Origin of the sequence: Microbispora sp. NBRC 16548 (assembly GCF_030268985.1) — a bacterium.
In the GTDB taxonomy this organism is placed as follows: Bacteria; Actinomycetota; Actinomycetes; order Streptosporangiales; family Streptosporangiaceae; genus Microbispora; species Microbispora catharanthi.
Genome location: NZ_BSSF01000009.1, coordinates 309,817 through 327,159 on the forward strand (window position 1 = coordinate 309,817; position 17,343 = coordinate 327,159).

Sequence of the window (17,343 nt, forward strand, 5' to 3'; positions counted from 1 at the left end):
CCTCCTGCCGGAGGGCTCGTCCGGCCTCCCGCCGAGCAGGGGAATCGATCAGCGTGTCGTCGACGTACGCGCGCCGCGTGGCATCTCGTGCAGACCGGTGACCGCTCGCCGTGCGGCGCTATCGTCAGCGACATGACCGATCAATCGCACGCTTGGGAGAACGTAGCCGTTCTAAGGAACCTCTAAAGGTGGCTGAAACCACACCAGAGGCCGCGATGTTTCTGTTGTCCCAAGGACGCCGGTTCTCGTCCGGCGCGCTCAGTGGACGAAAGGCATCATGATGATGAAACGCACGCGGCTGGTCGTGGCCACGGTCACGCTCGCCACACTGGCCGCGACCGGTACGGCCGCGGCGGCCGCAGCGGCCGATCCAGCCCCGACACCCGGCGCTGCGAAATCCGACTCCGCGACGGTCAAGGTAGACGGGAAGTCCAGGGCGGGCGCGAATGCCGATTTCGCCGCGATGGCGGCGAAACTCGGAGTGACGACCGAGCGGCTCGACGCCGCGCTGGTCGCGGCCAAGACGTCGCTGGCCAACTCGGCCGACGTCACGCCGGAGGCCTTCGTCTCAGCGGTCGCGACCAACCTGGGGCTGCCGGTCTCGCAGGTTCAGGATGCTCTGGAGCCGATGGTCGCCGAGCCCGCGCCGGGTCGCGACGACCAGGGCAAGCTGGACGGCATGGACAAGAAGGCCCTGGAAGGCCCGCAGAACTCGTCAGACAAGCCCAGGGCGGGCGCGGATGCCGATTTGGCGGCGATCGCGGCGAAACTCGGAGTGACGACCGAGCGGCTCGACGCCGCGCTGGTCGCGGCCAAGACGTCGCTGGCCGACTCGGCCGGCGTCACGCCGGAGGCCTTCGTCTCGGCGGTCGCGACCAACCTGGGGCTGCCGGTCTCGCAGGTTCAGGATGCTCTGGAGCCGATGGTCGCCAAGCCCGCGCCGGGTCGCGACGACCAGGGCAAGCTGGACAGCATGGACAAGAAGGCCCTGGACGGCCCGCAGGACTCGCCGTTCACCACCGACGCCGCGGCGGCGTCTGTGGCCGCGGCGCTCGGTGTTGATCAAGCCAAGGCCAAGGCCGCTCTGGCCACTGTGGTGGCGTGGGGCAGAGTCGATCCGACGTCCAAGGCCTTCGGTGACATCGCCGCCTCGCTCGGGGTCATCTCCGACCAGCTCAATGCCGCGTTGAGCGATCTGAAGCGGTCACTGATCAAGGGCTGACAGCCACCGCGTCTCACGCAGCTTCAGGATCGACGGCGAGGATGGGCGACCATGCGGATACTTGTGGTGGACGACGACCCGGCTGTGCGGCGGTCCTTGGAGCATGCGTTGCGCCGGGACGGCTACGACGTGTCGTCCGCCGCCGATGGGGCGTCCGCCCTCGCCGAGCACGGCATGTTCCGCCCGGACGCGGTGGTTCTCGACGTCCTCATGCCCGAACCGAACGGGCTGGAGGTGTGCCGGACGCTACGTTCGAGCGGGCACGACACGCCGATCCTGATGCTCACGGCCCGGGACCTGGTCACCGACCGGGTCGCCGGGCTCGACGCGGGGGCCGACGACTACCTGGCCAAGCCCTTCTCCTTGGATGAGCTGCGGGCCCGGCTCAGAGCCCTGCTCCGGCGCAGCGGTGCCAGGGCCGAGGTGCTGCGCTTCGCCGACGTCGACCTGGACTTGAGCGGCTGCAGGGCCGAGCGTGCCGGCCGGCGCCTGGATCTGACCAAGACGGAGCTGTCCTTGCTGGAGCTGTTCCTGCGCAATCCCGGCCGGGTGCTGAGCCGGACCCAGATCTTCGAGTCCGTCTGGGGCTACGACTTCGGCCCGGAGTCGAACGCACTGTGGGTGTACATCAGCTACCTGCGAAGCAAGCTCGAAGCGGACGGCGGCAGCAGATTGATCCAGACGGTGCGCGGCCTGGGGTATGTCCTGCGCGAGGAACCATGAACCTGCGCACCCGGCTGGCCATCGCCGGCGGTTCCGTGGTCGCGGGCGCCCTGGTGCTCGTGTCGGTGGTCCTGTATCCGGCCGTGAACGCCAACCTCCGCGGCCAGATCGACAGCTCGCTGGTCGTGGCCGCCGACCAGGCACCGAACGTGGCCGCGGCCATCAAGACCAAGTTCAGGGACGTCAACGGAGAGCCGGGCTTCCCGACTGTTCCGCTGGGGATCGGAAGCACCCAGCTGCAGATCGTGCCGGGCCCGGTCCAGATCGGGCCGTCGACGGAGTTCGTCGACCTCACCGCCCGCGACGTCGCCGTCGCGAACGGCACCGCCGACGCCTACTTCCGCGACGCGGTCTACAACGGCGTCGCCTACCGCGTCTTCACAGCCCAACTGCCCGAAGCTCCGGGGACGCTCGTACGCACGGCCATCCCGGAGTCCGATCCCGCACCCACGCTACGCGAACTCGCCTGGCTGCTCGCCGGCTCGACGGTGGCCGCCGGACTTCTGGCAGCACTGGCCTCACGCCTGGCGGCACGCCGCGTCCTACGCCCGGTGCACCAGCTCACGGAGACCGTCGAACTGATCCGCACGACCGGCGACCTGTCCATCCCGATCCCCGCCGACAGCCGGGACGAGATCGGCCGGCTCGGCTCGGCGTTCGCGGCGATGACCGCCGCTCTGGACGAATCGGTCGGCGCCCAGCGCCGTCTGGTGGCCGACGCCTCGCACGAACTGCGCACGCCGCTGACGAGCCTGACGGTGAACCTCGAGCTGCTGGCGGAGAACCCGGCCGACGCGCAGGCCCCACTCCTCGCCGCCGAAGCGCTCGGCCAGGCCGGCGAACTCACGACATTGGTCAACGACCTGATCGACCTGGCCCGCTACGGCCAGGCCCCGTTCCACACGGAAGACGTCCGCCTCGACCTCGTCGCCGAGCGCGTCGCGGCCCGCGCGGCGCGTCGGGCGCCGCAGATCGAATTCGAGCTGACCTGCGCGCCCACTCTCGTCCACGGAGACCCCGACGCCCTGGAACGCGCCGTCGCGAACCTCGTCGACAACGCCGTGAAATGGAGCCCGTCCGACGGCCGGGTCAGGATCAGCGTCAAGGCGGGCACCCTCGAGGTCGCGGACGCCGGCCCAGGGATCCCCGACAGCGACCTCGAATTCGTCTTCGACCGCTTCTACCGATCACCCGCGGCCCGCGCGCACCCTGGCTCCGGACTGGGCCTGGCCATCGTCCGGCAGGTCGCCGAGGCTCACGGCGGGACGGCCGAAGCCGTGCCGTGTCGAAGCGGCGCGTTACTGCGGCTGATACTGCCGACGTGTATCGAACACACGGAACCCTAGGCACCCCCGCTGATGTGCCTCGGGTTCCGTGCGCGATCGTCACCGCGCCGTGCCCGACCGCGGCGCAGCCTCCGGCCCGCCTGAGGATCCGGCCGCCGTACAGGTCCTAACCGAGGTGCCGGGTGAAGAACCGCAGCGAGCTGTCGATCTCGAACTCGGGGATCTCCCCGTGGTTGCCGGGATTGGCGTGCAGCGTCTTGTCGGCCGACCCCAGAGCGTCGAACAACGCCAGGCCCTGGGCCCGCGGCACCTTGTCGTCGTCCCACTGGAGCAGGAACCGCACCGGGACGGTGACCCGGGCGGCGGTCTCGGCCAGCCCGTCCACGCCGAGCAGGCCCAGCACCGCCGCGCGGACCCGGCGTTCCGCGGCGACGAAGGGCACACCGAGCCCGCAGCCCATCGACATGCCGCAGTAGCCCACAGGGCCGGCGCCGACGACGTCGAGTTCCCGCACCGCGGTCAGGACCGCCTGCCATTCCGGGACGGCGTGGTCGGCCAGGAACGTATGCATGGTGGCGAGATGCGGGGCGATGTCCCCGCCTGCGGCCATGCCGGCCCGCAACCCGGCAACGACCCGGGCGAACTCCTCGGTCTTCGGCCGATCGCCATGGTTGGGCGCATCGACCGCGACCACCGCGTAACCGCCCTCGGTGACGAAGCGGCGCGCGCGGGCCACGATGTCGGGGGCCTTCTTGTGCTGCCCGCCGCCGTGGCCCATCAGGATCAGGGGGCGAGCCCCGGCGGCGTCTTCCGGCGTCCACAACACACCGGGAACCTCGCCGAGGGTGAACAGTTGTTCGGTGACGCCGTCCGACGACGTCCGAGAGATGAAGCGCAAGCGTTTCACGCCTTTCGGGATGCCTTCTGCGGGCGCTCCCTAGACCATGCAACGGAGGGAGCCCCGACCTGTCACAGCGTTGATCGGTCTCACCTCCTCAGGTCGCGGCGATATGCACGGCGGCGCCGAACATATCACCACACCTCGCAGAGCTCCCAGTGGTTTACCCGGCACCGGGAGCGCTGCGCGGCTTCCCCGTCGAGCGCGTCAGCGTCGCGCAGTGTCGAGTGCGTCAGTGTCGAGTGCGTCAGCGTCGAGTGCGTCAGCGTCACCCGTGAGTTCCGCGCGCTTGGCGGCGGCGACCACCGAGACCCAGGCCATGGCGACCAGCACACCGACGCACAGGGTGAGGGAGCCGGCCCGCCCGCCGGACATGGCCCATCCGTTGCCCAGCAGAAGGGCCAGGCCGCCGAGACGGGAGGCGACCGCGTGCCCGGCCCGCCCCGCGCGGGCGAAGTGACGGCCGAGGACGAAGCAGGCCGCGATGAGCGCGGTGAAGGCCACCGAGCCGGCCGCCATGTGCAGCATCGCGTGCCAGCTCATCCCGGCCGGGGCCCCCAGCGGGGTGCCTGCGGGAAAGCCGTCCCCCGGGTCCATGCTGAAGGCTCCGGCCGCCGCGAGTCCGGCGCCCTCGACGAGCAGCAGCCTGGGCGCCCACGTCCCTCCGGGCGTGCCGCGCATGACCCTGCGCAGTCCGATCGCCCCGGCGACCGTCAGCACGGCGCTGATCCAGAAGTTGCCGACCTGCAGCCACCCGAGGTCGCCGGTGCTGAGCATGCTGAGCGGGTGACGGAGCAGGTCGAACCCCTCGCGGGTGAACGCCTGCGTCAGCGAGACGATCCCGAAGACGGGGGTGGAGAGCACGGCGCAGGTGAGCAGCGCACGCGTCGATCCCGTGAAGCCCGTCGAACCCGGCGTGGCGCGCCGCGCGGCCGGCCGCACGGTGAGCTCGGTGGCGATCTCGGTGGTGATCTCGGTGGTGAGCTGGGTCGTGTCCTGCGTGGCGGTCATGGCAGTTCCCTTCTTCGGCGTCCCGGGCTTCCCTGTCCCGGGCTTCGGCGCTCTCGGGGCCCCGAGGTTCCGGGCTTCGTGTTCCGGTCCTCGGTGGTCCCGGCCGGTGCGGTGTCCGGCCTCGCTCACGCGTCGAACGGCGTCCGCGCGATTCGACCACCCGTGCCCAGCCGCACGGTCCGCCTGCCGCTTACCCCTCCTACCTGCGGCGTCAGCCACCGCTGCGCATTCCCTGTCACATGCGCATTCCCTGTCACATCCCGATAGAGGACCAGGTCACGACGTGTCAGGATCGGAGCCCGTCGATTCCGGCTCGTGCCATACGACGTGTAGGTGACGGCGGGGACCGGCGAACGGCCCGGCCGGCCACTGGACCGAAGAAGAAGGAGAACGACGATGCGGTTTCTGATGACCACCAAGGGCGGCTCCCGGACGCCGGACGCGGAGATGATGGCCGAGATGGGCGCCTTCATCGAGGAGATGAGCAGGGCGGGCGTGCTGCTGGCCACCGGCGGGCTGGAGCCCGGCGGCTTGCGGATGATCTCCTCCGGCGGTGAGATCACCGTGACCGACGGCCCCTTCACGGAGGCCAAGGAGGCGATCGTCAGCTTCGCCCTGATCGAGGCGCGGTCCCGCGAGGAGGCCGTGGAGCTGGCCCGCCGCTTCTGGAAGATCGTCGGCGACGGTGAGAGCGCGATCCAGCAGGTGTTCGGCCCCGAAGACGGCCCCGGGGACGGCCCCCGCTGACACCGGAGATCGTCGGCAAGGGCGTGATGAAGCAGGTGACGTACGCGCCGGGTTGCGCGGCGGACGGGCCGATGCTGTCATCGGTCGGGTGACGTCGCTGGACGCCCATCGCGTCGTGGACGCGGTCTGGAAGATGGAGTCCGCGAGGATCGTCGCCGGCCTCGTGCGGATGGCCGGCGACGTCGGCCTGGCGGAGGAACTGGCGCAGGATGCCGTCCTCGCCGCGCTGGAGCAGTGGCCCGAGGCGGGCGTCCCAGACAACCCGGGCGCCTGGCTCATGGCCGTCGCCAAGCGCCGCGCCGTCGATCACCTGCGCCGGGAGGAGCGGCGGGACCGCGGGCAGGAGCGGCTCGCCCACGATCTCGCCACCCGTCCCGACGACGGCGAACGTGACGTGGACGACGTGGTGGACGCGCTCGACGGGGAGGTCGGCGACGACGTCCTCCGGCTGATGTTCGTCTCCTGTCACCCGGTGCTGTCCACCGAGGCCCGGGTCGCGCTCACACTGCGGCTGATCGGCGGCCTGCGGACCGACGAGATCGCGCGGGCCTTCCTCGTCTCCGAGAGCGCCGTCGCCCAGCGGATCGTGCGGGCCAAGCGGGCGCTCGCCGACGCGCACGTCCCCTTCGAGGTCCCGTCGGGGCCGGAACGGGCGGCCCGGCTGTCGTCGGTGCTCGAAGTGATCTATCTCGTGTTCAACGAGGGGTACGCGGCGACGGCGGGCGACGACCTGATGCGCCCGTCCCTCTGCCTGGAGGCGCTGCGCCTGGGCCGCGTCCTGGCCGAGCTGACCCCGGACGAGGCCGAGGTGCACGGCCTGGTCGCTCTCATGGAACTGCAGCAGTCGCGCTCGGCCGCGCGTACCGGCCCGTCGGGGGAGCCCGTCGTGCTGCACGAGCAGAACCGGGGGCGCTGGGACCCGCTGCTCATCCGGCGCGGCTTCGCGGCACTGCTGCGGGCGCGGCAGGCCGGCGGCCCTCTCGGCCCGTACGTGCTGCAGGCGGCCATCGCGGCCTGTCACGCGCGGGCCGCCACGCCGGAGGAGACCGACTGGCCGCAGATCGCGGCGCTCTACGAGGCCCTCGTCAGGGTGCTGCCCACGCCGGTCGTCCAGCTCAACCGCGCGGTCGCGCTCGCCATGGCCCACGGGCCGCGCGCCGGTCTCACGCTGGTGGACGCGCTGACCGGCGAGCCGGCGCTCAAGGGCTACCACCTGCTGCCCGCCGTACGCGGGGATCTGCTGGCCCGGCTGGGCCGGCACGACGAGGCCCTGGCGGAGTTCGAACGCGCCGCGTCCCTCACCCTCAACAGCGCGGAACGCGCAGTGCTGCTGCGGCGCGCCGCGACCTGCGCAGCGAAAGCCGGGGAAGCGGAGAAAGCCGAAGAAGCCGAGGAAGAGTCCACGGAGGCCGGCCCGGCGGACGGGGACGTCACGCTCGGCAGGGCGACGGGGCTCTTCCTCGCCCGGCCCGATCTGAGCGCCGACACCGTCCGTTCCTACAACCAGACCCTGACGCGGCTGTGCCGGCACCTCGGCGAGGACGCCCCGATGCGCGACGTGACGTCCCACCGGGTCGCCGAGGTCTTCGCCGCGGCGTGGGGCACGGCGGCGGCCGCGACCTGGAACCGGCACCGCGCGGCGCTGCGGTCGTTCGCCACGTGGGCGGCCGAGCGCGGCTGGGCCGCCGCCGGCCTCGCCGCCCCGCTCGACCGGCGGCCCGAGCCCCGCCCCCGCACCCGCCCCATCGACCGGTCGCGGCTGGAGAGCCTGTGGAAGCGGCCGGACATCTCGCTGCGCGAGCGCACGCTGTGGCTGCTGCTGTACGAGAGCGCGGCCCCGGCAGAGTGGGCGCTCTCGCTCAACGTGGAGGACCTCGACCTGCCCGGCATGCGCGGCGAGGTGAAGGCCAGAGGGCACTGGCTGCGCTGGCAGTCCGGCACGGCCGCGCTCCTGCCCCTCCTCGTCGGAGACCGCCGCCGGGGCCCGCTGTTCCTCGCCGACCGCAGGCCGGGGCCGGGTCGCATGCCCGCGGCGGCCGACCTGTGCCCGCACACGGGCCGGGGCCGCCTGTCGTACGAGCGGGCGGAGTACCTGTTCAAACGGGCCACCGGTGACCTCGACCCGGAGGGCGGCGGCTCCACCCTGCACCGCCTGCGCCACTCGCGCCTGGCCCACCTCGGCGAGGAGGGCTGGTCGGCGCCGATGCTCATGTCCCTGTCCGGCCACACCAGCGCGCGGACCCTGCACGGATTCGTCAGGGCCCCGCGACCTGCGGATACCGTTGCCTGAGTGGGGAGGAAAGCGGCATACCTCAAGGACGTCCTGCTCTGGGCCGTCCTCGGCCTGCCGGCGCTGTGGGCGGGCCTCACGAACATCCTGGCCGACAGGTACACCTGGCCCGAGGTGATCGCAGGCCTGGCGACGATCGGCGTCGCCGTCGCGCTCGCCCGGCCCCGGCCGCTGGGGGCGATGCTCGTGACGGCCGCGCTGTGGGCGGGTTCGGTGGCCGTGCGGGGCGACCCCACCGTCTTCTTCCCGGCCCTGGCGGTGACGAGCTACCTGGCCGGGGTGCGCATGGCCCGGGCCAGGCCCGCCCTGCTCGGCCTGTCGGCCGCCGCGGTGGTCGCCGCCGCCGTCGTCCCGTTCGTACGGTGGCTCCTCGCGGCGCAGTGGGATCTGGGCGCGTGGTTCTTCGCCGTCACGGGCATCGCGCTGTTCGGACTCGTCCCGTGGCTCGCGGGCCACGCGAGGCACCAGAGCCTGGCCCTGACCAGGGCGGGCTGGGAACGCGCCGGGCACCTGGAGCGCGAGCGGCGCATGGTCGCCGAGCAGGCGAGGCTGCGGGAGCGGACCACCATCGCGAGGGAGATGCACGACCTGCTCGGTCACGACCTGAGCCTGGTCGCGCTGCGGATCGGGGCCCTGGAGGTCGACGCCGGCCTTCCCGAGAGCCGGCGCCGGGCGGCGGGCGAGGCCCGCGAGGCGGTCACCGCCGCGGCGGAGCGCCTGCGCGACATCGTCGCCGTGCTGAGGGACGGCGACGACCCCGGCCCGGAACTCGAAGACACGGTGCATGAAGACACGGCGCATGAAGACACGACGCACCCGCCCGAGGAGAGCGTGGGCGAACTGGTCCGGCGCGCCGCAGCCGCCGGACTGCCGGTAACGCTGCACGGCGCGCAGGAGGAGACGCGGATCCCCGCGCCCGCGCTCGCCACCGTGCGGCGGGTCGTCCGTGAGGGGCTGACCAACGCCGCCAAGCACGCGCCCGGCGCCCCGGTCACCGTACGGCTCGCGCACGCGCAGGGCGAGACCGTGGTCACCGTCGCCAACGCCGCGCCGCACCAGCCCGGGCGCGGCGTGACCGGCGGACACGGACTGCGGGCGCTGGCGGAGCGGGCCCGCCTGCAGGGCGGGTCCCTGGAGAGCGGCCCCGCCGACGGCGGGTTCACCCTGACCGTACGGCTCCCGCGCTCCGTTCCCCCGCATGTCCACCCGCATGTCCACCCGCATGTCCCCTCGCATGTTCCCCCGCGAACGGCGTCGCGGCCCGTGGAGCTGGATCTGGCGCTGGCCCGGCGGCGGGTGCGCCGTACACGGCTGGCCGCGGCGCTGGTCTGCCTGGCCGCGGCGGCCGGAGTGGCGGCGTTCGTGCTGGGGTTCACGGTCTACGAGGCGGTCACCTCGGTCCTGCCGCCGGCCGAGTTCGCGAAGCTGCGGGTCGGGCAGGCCGAGTCCGAGGTCGCGGCGGTGCTGCCGGCCAGGACCAGGATCGACGATCCGTCGTGGCCCGAGCCGCCGATCCCGCCGGGCGCCCGGTGCCGCTACTACAGCACCAGCCCCGAGCCGTTCGGCGACTTGAAGCTCTACCGGCTGTGCTTCGCCGGGGGCCGCCTGGTCGCCAAGGCTTTCCTGCCCTCCTGAGCAGCACCCGGAGACCTTCCACGCTTCCGTACCATCAAGGCATGCACGCGATCCGGGTGGTCCTGGCCGACGACGAACCGGTGATCCGGGCCGGGGTGCGGGCGATCCTGGCGGCGGACCCGGGCATCGAGGTGGTCGCCGAGGCCGCCGACGGGCGTGAGCTGGTGGACGCCGTCCTGGCGCACCGGCCCGACGTCGCGCTCGTCGACATCCGGATGCCCGGCCTGGACGGGCTGGCCGCCGCGGCCGAAGTGCGCAGGGCCGCCCCCGGCACCGCCGTACTGATCATGACGTCCTTCGGCGAGGACGCCTACGTCGCGCGGGCGCTGGGCGACGGCGCGGCGGGATTCCTGCTGAAGACCGGGGATCCGCGCGAGTTCCCCCTCGGGGTGCGGGCGGCGGCCGAGGGCGGGGCGTACCTGTCGCCGCCGGTGGCCGCACGGGTCATCCGGGGACTCGCCGGCGACCGGCTGTCGCGCTCGGCCGCGGCCCGGGAGCAGGTCGCGGCGCTGACCGTCCGGGAGCGCGAGGTGCTGGCCCTGGTCGGCGAGGGCATGTCGAACGCGGGCATCGCCGCCCGTCTGCACCTCGCCGAGGGCAGCGTCAAGACCTACGTGAGCACGATCATGGGAAAGCTCGGCGTGCCCAACCGGGTGCGGGCGGCGGTCATCGCCCATGAGGCGGGACTGGCGGGCGGGCGGTAGTCAGCACCGCCGCCAGCGCCGGGCGCCGCCGCATCGCGGAGACCAGGGCGGTCGCGGGGTTCCGCAGGGCCAGCAGGACCAGCGGGGCGATCAGCGCGCCGAACAGCAGCCCCGCCGCCACGTCGTGGGGGTAGTGGACGCCCACGAAGACCCTGGAGAACGCCTCCAGCAGCGCGAGCGCCGGCGCTACCACCGCCATGCCGCGCCACAGGGCGACCAGCGCGACGGCCGCCGCCGCGGCGAAGGTCGCGTGGTTGCTCGGCAGCGACCAGTCGCCGTACGGCGGGCAGTGCGCCACGGTGACCACGTCGGCCAGGTCCCAGCAGGGGCGCCGCAGCCGCAGGACGCTCTTGACGCCCTCGCTCGCGAGGTAGGCCGTCACCACCGCGACCGGTGCGAGCAGGGCGAGCGCCATCCTGCGGTCATCCCCCCGCCGCGCCCTCCACCAGCCGAAGACGAGGAACGCGAAGAGGATCGCGGGGACGGCGTCCGTCGCGATCCCCGCCGCGTCGCGCACCCATGCGGGGGTGTGCAGGGCGAACGCCGTGACCTCCCGATACCACTCGGCGCTGATGTCCGGGACGTCCTCGATCTCGTTGCCCACCGGTTCCCCTCCGTGCTGCTTCCCGCCGGTCCGTCCGGCCCCTCGACCCTAGGAACCGGACGCACGGCGGGCACTCGCGGAAAGTCGCCGGTGACCCTTCACTTTCGTCAATGTTCCGCCGGGACGGCCGCCCCCCTGCGGGTGAACCGCGCGTACGCCAGGGCGGCGCCGCCGACAAGCAGCGGCCAGAGGAGGTAGACGCCCGACGCGGCGACCAGCAGGGCGACCGCCACGAGCGCGAGCAGGGCGGCGGCCCTGGCCCGGCCGCGCGGCAGCAGCCGGATGGCGGCCGCCACGCCGATCGCGTAGACCACCACGAACGACCCGTTGGTCATCAGCACCAGGGGACGGATGCCCGTCTCCGCCGCGTACACGACGGCGAGCGCCAGGAAGGACAGCACGGCGACGACCGCGAGGCTGCGCCGGGGCACCTCCCCGGCGACGCTGCCGCGGGAGAGCCAGCCGGGCAGGGCGCCGTCGCGGCCGAGGGCCGCGCCGAGCTTGGCGGCCCCGGCCCAGTACGCGTTCATCGCGCCGAGCGTCAGCAGCAGCGCGGCCACGGCGGCGAGCAGCCGGGCGTTGCCGCCGAGACCGAGGGCCAGCAGGTCGCCGAGGGGCGCCCGCGCGCCTCCGGCGGCCGGGCCGAGAACGGCGACGGTGGCGAAGGCGACCGACAGGTACAGCACGCCGACCAGCACGACGGCGGCCGCGGCGGCCCTGGGCAGGTCCCTGGACGGCCTGCGGAAGTCGGCGGCGAGGTGCGTGATCGCCTCCCAGCCGGCGAAGCTCCACACGAGCAGGGCCGCCGCCGGGGCGATGGCCGTCCAGCCGTGCGGAGCGAACGGCCGCAGGTTGGCCACATCGGCGTGCGGGAGCGACAGCGCGACGGCGACGACGAGCAACGCGACGAGCAGCCCGGCCAGCCCGAGCTGGACCCGGCCGGTCACCCGCAGACCGGAGGCGTTCGACACGGTCACGATCGCCATCAGCCCCGCCGCCGTCAGCGTCGCCGTGCCGGTCCCGCCGCCCACCGCCGCGGCGACGTACTCGCCGCCGAACAGCGCCGCGGCGGCGGCGCTGGGCGGGATCGCGAAGTAGAAGCACCAGCCGACGACGACCGCGGCCCGGTCCCCGAAGGCGAGGCGGGCGTAGGTCGACACGCCGCCGGAGTCGGGGTGGCGCGCGCCGAGGGCGGCGAACGCCGCGGCCAGCGGGGCCGACAGCACGACCAGGCCGAGCCAGGCCAGCAGCGACGCCGGCCCGGCCGCCTGGGCCGCGAGCGCGGGCAGGGCGATGACGCCCGTGCCGAGCACCGCGCCGACGTACATGGCGGTGCCCTGGGCCGCCGTGAGGCGGCCCGCCGGTGCGGCGGCGGGTGTGGCGGCCGGTGGTGGGGCGGCAGGGGTGACGCTCGGCTGAGTCATGCGCGTTCACCTTCCAGTCAGGGAAGTGGCCGGCCGGGAACACCCGGCCGGCCCAGGTCGTGGAGCTGTCTCAGGCGGAGGTGCTGAACTCGAGGCTGGCGGGCAGGTCGGAACGGCGGGTGACGTTGAGCTTGCGATAGATGCGGGTCAGGTGCTGCTCGACCGTGCTGACCGTGATGTACAGCTTGTCGGCGATCTCGCGGTTGGTGTATCCGACCGCGGCGAGCGAGGCCACCCGGCGCTCGGCTTCGCTCAGCGTCCCCGGGCCGCTCTCCGTGCGGGGCGGTTCGGCCGGCTGCCCGGGACCGCCCTGGGTGAGCGCGTTGACCAGCGGGACGGCCTCGCACTCCTCCGCGATCCGCTGGGCCTGCCTGGCGACCGTACGGGCGCGGCGCAGCTCTCCCACCGCCTGGTAGGCGTCGGCCAGGTCGACCAGGGCCCGGGCCAGCTCGTACTGGTCGCCGCTCGCCTGGAGCATGTCGGCGGCGCGCCGCAGCAGCGGGGGACGCTGCCTGGGCTCGCTCGCGGCGGCCGTCAACCGCAGGCCGGTCCCGCGGGCGCGGACCGGACCGGGGGCGCAGCGCGCCACGTGCTCGTCCAGCAGCGGCCGCGCCCGCTCCGCGCGGCCCATGCCGATCAGCGCCTCGGCCGCGCCCGTCCGCCAGGAGACGAGCCCCGGCGAGTCGAGGCTCCAGGAGCCCATCAGCTCGCCGCACGTCTGGAAGTCGCGCAGCGCCATGCCGAGGTCGCCCGTCGCCAGGTGGTAGCGGCCCCGCGCGTTCAGGTAGTGCAGGCCGTACCGGGTCTGGAGCATGGCCTCGGGCACCGGCTGGTTCACCAGCTGCACGGCCTCGTCCAACCGGCCCATCGCGGTCACCGCCGTCAGCAGCACCGACAGCGGACCGCCGACCGCGACCCCCCAGCTCGTCGGCGGGATGAGCCGTACGGCCATCTGGGCGAGGCCCTCCGCGCCCTCCAGGTCACCCTGCCGCAGGCTGATCTCGGCGCGCAGCGCCGCGAGGCGGGCCTGCCTGCTGGGGGCACGCCGGCTGGCGGCCTCCTCGAAGAACAGGTCGCACCAGGGGGCCGCCAGGTCGGACCGCTCGCCGTAGATCAGCGCGAGCAGCGCGCACTCGACGGCGTCCATCGACATGTCGTCGAGGCGGGAGCCGCGCAGGATGCGCTCCACGTCGGCCAGCGTCTGCGGGTGCGGGCCCTTGGTCAGCACCGCCGCGAGCGCTGTGGCGGCCTCCAGCCGGCCGATGACCGGCGCGGACGGCGGCGCCTGCGTGCTCATGTCGGTGACCCTCGGGATGTGCGCCAGGAACGGCGTGTAGGAGCAGCGCAGCCACGGCCGGACGGCGCGGATCTCGGCCACGGTCTCCGCGTCCATGATCGAGCCGATCCTGCCCAGGTGGTCGAGCACGTCACGGGCGTCGTCGAAGCGGCCGTGCCACAGCAGCGCCTTGGCCAGCACGACGGCGTCGGAGCCGCGCAGGTGGCCGCGGTGCATGGCGTCGGTGAGCTCGTCGAGGTGGGCCGCGGGGGCGCTCGGGTTGAGCCGCCACTCCGCCCGCACCAGTGTCGTCTTGATGGTGGCCCGGCGCTGGTCGTCGGTGCACGCGCCGTCGGCCAGCCGCAGGTAGTCGACGGCGGGCTCGACGCGTCCCTCGCTGAGCGCCTGCCGGGCCGCCTCCTCCAGGATCGGTACGGCCCACGAGCCCCCGTTGTGCGAGGCGGCCAGCAGGTGCTCGGCGATCACGGCGGCCGGGGCGCCCTGGCCGTACGCCAGTTCGGCGGCCTTGCGGTGCAGGTCCGTCCGCTCGTGCCGGTCGAGGTCGGCGAGCACGGCGGCGCGCGCCTGGGGGTGGCGCAGGTGCAGGTCGGCGCCGACCAGCCCGGCGTTGTGCAGCGCGTTGAGCGCCTGGACGACGACGCCGGCGTCGAGGTCGAGCAGCCGGTCGAGGTGGCCGGGGTCGCCGGCGACCGCCAGGCCCCGCGCGACGCGGGCCGCGAGCGGGTGCCCGCGGCGCAGGCACGACTGCACCGCCTGGCGGTAGGCGTCGCCCGCGACGATCTCGTCCGGCTCCGCCACCGCTTCGCTCTCGGCCGGGGCGCCTCCCGCGTCGGTCGCGGCGAGGTGGTCCTCGATGAGCGCGCCCACGAGCAGCGGGTTGCCGCCGCTGACCGCGTGCCAGTCCGCGGCGAACCGCCGGGCGACGTCGTCACCCACGATGTCGGCGGCCATGATCTCGACGCCCTCGCGGGACAGGGCCGACAGCGGGAGGCGGCGGCAGTGCGGCTGGCGCAGCAGCTCGGTCTGGAACAGCGACGGGGCGTTCCACGACTCCTCCGACTGGCTGAAGATCGCCAGGATGTGGGCGAAGCGCAGCCTGCGGGCGAGGTAGGCCAGGCAGAGCTGCGAGGCGCGGTCGGCGTGCTGGATGTCGTCCACCACGATCATGAGGGGGTGCCGCTCGGCGAGTTCGAGCAGCACCATGCACAGGGCGTGCACGATGTGGGCGTCCACCTGGTCGACGTAGTCGGCCAGCGGGTCGGCCGACATGGCGCAGCGGGCGCCCTCGTGCAGCAGGTTGCGGGTGCGCTCCTCCTCGTCGGGGGTGAGCGGCGCGTTGTGCAGGATCTGCGACAGCACGGCCAGCGCCAGTCCCGACTCCGACTGCGAGCAGGTCGCGGTCAGCGGCAGGGCGCCGTGCTCCAGCGCGTCCTCGACCAGAGTGTTGAGCAGTGCGGTCTTCCCCGTCGCGACGGGCCCGCCGACGATCGCGATCTTTCCTCTGCCGGTGACGGCGTCGGCCAGCATGTCCTCAAGGGAGGCCAACACCTCTTCCCGCTCCACCAGGGCCATAATGAGCCTCCCGAATTCCGTTCGATTCTCGGCCGCGCCGGCCGGTTTCACAATTGCCGTGACTTCTGTAAAGGTTCTGTGTCGATCCGCGTTCAGCCGACCAGCGTCATTCGCGCCGAAACGCTCTCGTCGGCCCGCTCTCCCGCGCCTTCCGCGTCCGTTTCGCCGGCACGGGCCAGCGCCGAGCGGACGGCCGCGAAGGACGCGGCGACCACGTCGTGGTCGAGGCCCACCCCCCAGACCTGCCGCCCGTCGATCACACACTCGGCGTAGACCGCGACCTCCCGGTCCTCCGCGCTCCCGGCCGCGGCCTCCACGCCGGTGCGGTGGACCATCTGCACGTCCACGTTCCAGACCGCCAGCCGGGCGCCCAGGGTGCGGATGGCGTCGGCCCGCGGCCCGGCGACGTCGAAGCGCGCGCCGTCGACGTACAACGTGGTCTGCAGCGGCCTGCCGCCGAGCCCGAGCGGGACGGTGATCTCGGTCCGCGACAGGTACTCCTCGTCGAACAGGTCGCGGACGACGGCCGGGGTGATCTCCCCGCCCGAGCCGTCCGCATGGGCCTGCACGACGCGGGCGAACTCCACCTGAAGGTTCTTGGGCAGGTTGAGCCCGTGCCAGGCGCTCAGGATGTAGGCCACGCCACCCTTGCCCGACTGGCTGTTGATGCGCACCACCGCCTCGTACGTGCGGCCGACGTCCTTGGGGTCGATCGGCAGGTACGGCATGCGCCACGGCAGGTCGTCCACGCTGACGCCGGCCTCGCCGGCCTCCACGACCAGCGCGTCGAAGCCCTTCTTGATGGCGTCCTGGTGGGAGCCGGAGAAGGCCGTGTAAACGAGGTCGCCGCCGTACGGGTGGCGGGGGCTGACCTGCATCTCGTTGCAGTACTCGACAGTGCGCCGGATCTCGGTGATGTCGGAGAAGTCGATGCCGGGGTCGACACCGTGGGTGTACATGTTCAGGCCGAGCGTGACCAGGCAGACGTTGCCGGCCCGCTCGCCGTTGCCGAACAGGCAGCCCTCGATCCGCTGGGCGCCGGCCAGCAGCGCCAGCTCGGAGGCCGCCACGCCGGTGCCACGGTCGTTGTGCGGGTGGATCGACAGGCAGACGTGCTCGCGGTGGGACAGATTGCGGTCGAGCCACTCGATCTGGTCGGCGAAGACGTGCGGGAGCGACCGCTCCACCGTGGTCGGGAAGTTGAGGATGATCTCCCGGCCCTCCTCCGGCTGCCACACGTCCATGACCGCCTCGCAGACCTCGAGCGCGAACTCGGGCTCGGTCTCGTTGAACAGCTCGGGCGAGTACTGGAATCCGAGGTCGCAGTCGCCCAGGGTCGCCTCGGCGTACTTCATCATCAGGCGGGTGCCCTCGACGGCGAGGTCCCTGCACTCGTCGCGGGTCATGCCGAAGACCACCCGGCGGAAGAGCGGGGCGGTCGCGTTGTAGAGGTGGATGTTGGCCCGGGGAGCGCCGGCCAGGCTCTCCACGGTCCGCCGGATCAGCTCGTCCCGCGCCTGCACCAGAACCGAGATCCGCACGTCGTCGGGGATCCGGTCCTGCTCGATGAGCATGCGCACGAAGTCGTGGTCGTCCTGGCTCGCCACCGGGAACCCGACCTCGATCTCCTTGTACCCCATCCGTACGAGCAGGTCGAACATCGCGAGCTTGCGCTCCGGGCTCATCGGGTTGACCAGCGACTGGTTGCCGTCGCGCAGGTCGGTGGACAGCCATCGCGGGGCGGCCTCGATCGTCCGGTCCGGCCAGCGCCGGTCCGCCAGGCGGACGGGGGTGAAGGCCGAGTAACGGGAAGGAGAGCTGCTCATGAGGAATTCCTTTCTCATCGGCGACCTTGCCACCGAATTCGCGACCGACCGTTTTCCGAAAAGCTGTCCGCGAATCGCGCCGACTCCCATCCGGAAGGCCGTCC

The 17,343-nt window shown here is 73.0% G+C and carries 12 protein-coding genes and 2 pseudogenes; 8 read left to right on the top strand and 6 right to left on the bottom strand.

What is annotated here, in order from left to right:
• Window positions 1–283: 283 nt before the first annotated feature.
• The 3 genes from QSK36_RS25935 to QSK36_RS25945 are packed head-to-tail and all read left to right on the top strand — an operon-like array spanning window position 284 to window position 3,291.
• A complete protein-coding gene (locus QSK36_RS25935) occupies window positions 284–1,222 on the top strand; it encodes a hypothetical protein (RefSeq protein WP_285784191.1) in 939 nt (312 codons plus the stop codon).
• A 51-nt stretch (window positions 1,223–1,273) separates the two neighbouring features.
• Window positions 1,274–1,945 carry a response regulator transcription factor gene (locus QSK36_RS25940; RefSeq protein WP_183543418.1) on the top strand — a complete coding sequence of 224 codons (672 nt, stop codon included), beginning with the start codon at window positions 1,274–1,276 and terminating at the stop codon, window positions 1,943–1,945.
• On the top strand, window positions 1,942–3,291 hold the full coding sequence (locus QSK36_RS25945; protein ID WP_285784192.1) for a sensor histidine kinase: 1,350 nt from the start codon (window positions 1,942–1,944) through the stop codon (window positions 3,289–3,291). Before QSK36_RS25940 ends, QSK36_RS25945 begins: the two co-directional genes overlap by 4 nt.
• Before the next feature lie 106 nt (window positions 3,292–3,397).
• Here QSK36_RS25945 and QSK36_RS25950 read toward each other — a convergent pair whose 3' ends face one another.
• Window positions 3,398–4,129, bottom strand: a complete 732-nt coding sequence (locus tag QSK36_RS25950) for a dienelactone hydrolase family protein (RefSeq protein ID WP_285784193.1) — start codon at window positions 4,127–4,129, stop codon at window positions 3,398–3,400.
• 207 nt (window positions 4,130–4,336) lie between these two features.
• The gene (locus tag QSK36_RS25955; RefSeq protein ID WP_285784194.1) at window positions 4,337–5,140 is read right to left on the bottom strand and encodes a DUF998 domain-containing protein; all 804 of its coding nucleotides are present in this window, start codon (window positions 5,138–5,140) and stop codon (window positions 4,337–4,339) included.
• 396 nt (window positions 5,141–5,536) lie between these two features.
• On the opposite strand from QSK36_RS25955, the gene QSK36_RS25960 reads away from it, so the two are divergent.
• From QSK36_RS25960 to QSK36_RS25980, 5 genes and pseudogenes are all read left to right on the top strand, one after another.
• Window positions 5,537–5,887, top strand: a complete 351-nt coding sequence (locus QSK36_RS25960) for a YciI family protein (RefSeq protein WP_285784195.1) — start codon at window positions 5,537–5,539, stop codon at window positions 5,885–5,887.
• A gap of 88 nt (window positions 5,888–5,975) precedes the next feature.
• Window positions 5,976–7,244: pseudogene (locus QSK36_RS43740) on the top strand (RNA polymerase sigma factor); the annotation flags it as partial.
• 126 nt (window positions 7,245–7,370) lie between these two features.
• A pseudogene (locus QSK36_RS43745) lies at window positions 7,371–8,177 on the top strand (site-specific integrase); the annotation flags it as partial.
• Entirely contained in the window at window positions 8,178–9,812 is a 1,635-nt protein-coding gene (locus tag QSK36_RS25975) for a sensor histidine kinase (RefSeq protein WP_285784196.1), read from the top strand.
• A gap of 41 nt (window positions 9,813–9,853) precedes the next feature.
• Window positions 9,854–10,516, top strand: a complete 663-nt coding sequence (locus tag QSK36_RS25980; protein WP_183543408.1) for a response regulator transcription factor — start codon at window positions 9,854–9,856, stop codon at window positions 10,514–10,516.
• On the opposite strand, the gene QSK36_RS25985 is transcribed toward QSK36_RS25980, so the two are convergent.
• From QSK36_RS25985 to leuA, 4 genes are all read right to left on the bottom strand, one after another.
• Window positions 10,479–11,120: a phosphatase PAP2 family protein gene (locus QSK36_RS25985; RefSeq protein ID WP_285784197.1), complete on the bottom strand. Its 642-nt coding sequence runs from the start codon at window positions 11,118–11,120 to the stop codon at window positions 10,479–10,481. The two genes, QSK36_RS25980 and QSK36_RS25985, sit on opposite strands and share 38 nt — an antisense overlap.
• Window positions 11,121–11,227: 107 nt before the next feature.
• A complete protein-coding gene (locus tag QSK36_RS25990; RefSeq protein ID WP_285784198.1) occupies window positions 11,228–12,544 on the bottom strand; it encodes an APC family permease in 1,317 nt (438 codons plus the stop codon).
• 70 nt (window positions 12,545–12,614) lie between these two features.
• Entirely contained in the window at window positions 12,615–15,413 is a 2,799-nt protein-coding gene (locus QSK36_RS25995) for a helix-turn-helix transcriptional regulator (RefSeq protein ID WP_285784199.1), read from the bottom strand.
• 92 nt (window positions 15,414–15,505) lie between these two features.
• The gene (gene leuA / locus QSK36_RS26000) at window positions 15,506–17,239 is read right to left on the bottom strand and encodes a 2-isopropylmalate synthase (protein WP_285784200.1); all 1,734 of its coding nucleotides are present in this window, start codon (window positions 17,237–17,239) and stop codon (window positions 15,506–15,508) included.
• Between the last annotated feature and the right edge of the window lie 104 nt (window positions 17,240–17,343).

Excerpts from the sequence above, each read along its gene's own strand:
- QSK36_RS25935 (WP_285784191.1), top strand. The coding sequence starts at position 284 with ATGAAACGCACGCGGCTGGTCGTGGCCACGGTCACGCTCGCCACACTG.
- QSK36_RS25940 (WP_183543418.1), top strand. The coding sequence starts at position 1,274 with ATGCGGATACTTGTGGTGGACGACGACCCGGCTGTGCGGCGGTCCTTG.
- QSK36_RS25945 (WP_285784192.1), top strand. The coding sequence starts at position 1,942 with ATGAACCTGCGCACCCGGCTGGCCATCGCCGGCGGTTCCGTGGTCGCG.
- QSK36_RS25955 (WP_285784194.1), bottom strand. The coding sequence starts at position 5,140 with ATGACCGCCACGCAGGACACGACCCAGCTCACCACCGAGATCACCACC.
- QSK36_RS25960 (WP_285784195.1), top strand. The coding sequence starts at position 5,537 with ATGCGGTTTCTGATGACCACCAAGGGCGGCTCCCGGACGCCGGACGCG.
- QSK36_RS25980 (WP_183543408.1), top strand. The coding sequence starts at position 9,854 with ATGCACGCGATCCGGGTGGTCCTGGCCGACGACGAACCGGTGATCCGG.
- QSK36_RS25990 (WP_285784198.1), bottom strand. The coding sequence starts at position 12,544 with ATGACTCAGCCGAGCGTCACCCCTGCCGCCCCACCACCGGCCGCCACA.
- QSK36_RS25995 (WP_285784199.1), bottom strand. The coding sequence starts at position 15,413 with ATGGCCCTGGTGGAGCGGGAAGAGGTGTTGGCCTCCCTTGAGGACATG.
- leuA (WP_285784200.1), bottom strand. The coding sequence starts at position 17,239 with ATGAGCAGCTCTCCTTCCCGTTACTCGGCCTTCACCCCCGTCCGCCTG.